This is a genomic window from Lysobacter sp. yr284 (assembly GCF_900107375.1).
In the GTDB taxonomy this organism is placed as follows: Bacteria; Pseudomonadota; Gammaproteobacteria; order Xanthomonadales; family Xanthomonadaceae; genus Lysobacter.
In genome coordinates this window covers 1-2,500 of record NZ_FNPT01000021.1, presented here as the reverse complement: position 1 = coordinate 2,500, position 2,500 = coordinate 1, and the positions used below count along the sequence as shown (strand labels likewise).

Sequence of the window (2,500 nt, the reverse complement as noted above, 5' to 3'; positions counted from 1 at the left end):
GAACCCACTCCCGTTGCAAAGGTAGGGGATGAGGTGTGATTAGGAGTGAAAAGCTAATCGAACCCGGAGATAGCTGGTTCTCCTCGAAAGCTATTTAGGTAGCGCCTCGGACGAATACTACTGGGGGTAGAGCACTGTTATGGCTAGGGGGTCATTGCGACTTACCAAACCATGGCAAACTCCGAATACCAGTACGTACTATCCGGGAGACACACGGCGGGTGCTAACGTCCGTCGTGAAAAGGGAAACAACCCAGACCCACAGCTAAGGTCCCAAATTCATCGCTAAGTGGTGAACGATGTGGAAAGGCACAGACAGCCAGGAGGTTGGCTTAGAAGCAGCCACCCTTTAAAGAAAGCGTAATAGCTCACTGGTCGAGTCGGTCTGCGCGGAAGATTTAACGGGGCTAAGCGATGAACCGAAGCTTGGGGTGCATACTTTGTATGCGCGGTAGAGGAGCGTTCCGTAAGCCGATGAAGGTGGATTGAGAAGTCTGCTGGAGGTATCGGAAGTGCGAATGCTGACATGAGTAACGATAATGCGGGTGAAAAGCCCGCACGCCGAAAGCCCAAGGTTTCCTTGCGCAACGTTAATCGACGCAGGGTGAGTCGGCCCCTAAGGCGAGGCAGAAATGCGTAGTCGATGGGAAGCAGGTTAATATTCCTGCACCTCGCGTAAGTGCGATGGAGGGACGGAGAAGGTTAGGCAGGCCAGGCGTTGGTTGTCCTGGTGAGAGAGTTGAGGCGGTCCCCTTAGGCAAATCCGGGGGGGCAACGTTGAGACTAAGGACCGGCCCATTAGGGCTAGGCTGCTGATATCACGCTTCCAGGAAAAGCTCCTAAGCTTCAGCTTACGCAGACCGTACCGTAAACCGACACAGGTGGGCAGGATGAGAATTCTCAGGCGCTTGAGAGAACTCGGGTGAAGGAACTAGGCAAAATAGCACCGTAACTTCGGGAGAAGGTGCGCCCTCCATGGTTAATAGCTGAGGGGGGCCGCAGTGACCAGGCCGCTGCGACTGTTTATCAAAAACACAGCACTCTGCAAACACGAAAGTGGACGTATAGGGTGTGACGCCTGCCCGGTGCTGGAAGGTTAATTGATGGGGTTAGCCGCAAGGCGAAGCTCTTGATCGAAGCCCCAGTAAACGGCGGCCGTAACTATAACGGTCCTAAGGTAGCGAAATTCCTTGTCGGGTAAGTTCCGACCTGCACGAATGGCGTAACGACAGCGGCGCTGTCTCCACCCGAGACTCAGTGAAATTGAAATCGCTGTGAAGATGCAGCGTTCCCGCGGCAAGACGGAAAGACCCCGTGAACCTTTACTATAGCTTTACATTGAACGTTGAGTTCGTCTGTGTAGGATAGGTGGGAGGCTATGAAACTGTGGCGCTAGCTGCAGTGGAGCCATCCTTGAAATACCACCCTGTCGTGCTTGACGTTCTAACCTGGGCCCGTTATCCGGGTCGGGGACCATGTATGGTGGGTAGTTTGACTGGGGCGGTCTCCTCCCAAAGTGTAACGGAGGAGCACGAAGGTACGCTCAGCGCGGTCGGACATCGCGCACTGTGTGCAAAGGCATAAGCGTGCTTGACTGCAAGATCGACGGATCAAGCAGGTACGAAAGTAGGTCTTAGTGATCCGGTGGTTCTGTATGGAAGGGCCATCGCTCAACGGATAAAAGGTACTCCGGGGATAACAGGCTGATACCGCCCAAGAGTTCATATCGACGGCGGTGTTTGGCACCTCGATGTCGGCTCATCACATCCTGGGGCTGTAGTCGGTCCCAAGGGTATGGCTGTTCGCCATTTAAAGTGGTACGCGAGCTGGGTTCAGAACGTCGTGAGACAGTTCGGTCCCTATCTGTCGTGGGCGTTGGAGATTTGAGAGGGGCTGCTCCTAGTACGAGAGGACCGGAGTGGACGAACCTCTGGTGTTCCGGTTGTCACGCCAGTGGCACTGCCGGGTAGCTATGTTCGGAAGCGATAACCGCTGAAAGCATCTAAGCGGGAAGCGCGCCTCAAGATGAGATCTCCCGGGAGCTTGACTCCCCTAAAGGAACCATCAAGACTAGGTGGTTGATAGGCAGGGTGTGTAAGTGCAGCAATGCATTGAGCTAACCTGTACTAATGATCCGTGTGGCTTGACCATATAACCTCAAGTGGCCTTGGACTCGACGACGCGTCGACACTCCAACCCAACACTGACTCGCTACATTCCAATCTATTCGCCGACAACGCAGCTCCATCGCGTTGAAAGCAACCAACGAGAGCGTGTGCGCTATTCCTTCCGGAACCTGCGACCCTCCACCCTCTCCCTGGTGATAATAGCTGTGTGGAACCACCCGATCCCATCCCGAACTCGGAAGTGAAACGCACATGCGCCGATGGTAGTGTGGCTTAAGCCATGCAAGAGTAGGTCATCGCCAGGGGCTTTACCCTGAAGGCCGGATCCCAAAAGGATCCGGCCTTCTTCTTTGCGTCAGCGAAATGATAATCCCG

At 54.5% G+C, this 2,500-nt stretch carries 2 rRNA genes (1 of these 2 cut by a window edge); both read left to right on the top strand.

Going from position 1 to position 2,500, the window contains the following annotated elements:
- Window positions 1–2,150 (top strand): 23S ribosomal RNA (locus tag BLV01_RS21095); it begins 714 nt to the left of the window's first position.
- 165 nt (window positions 2,151–2,315) lie between these two features.
- Window positions 2,316–2,430, top strand: a 5S ribosomal RNA gene (gene rrf, locus BLV01_RS21090).
- Window positions 2,431–2,500 lie beyond the last annotated feature (70 nt).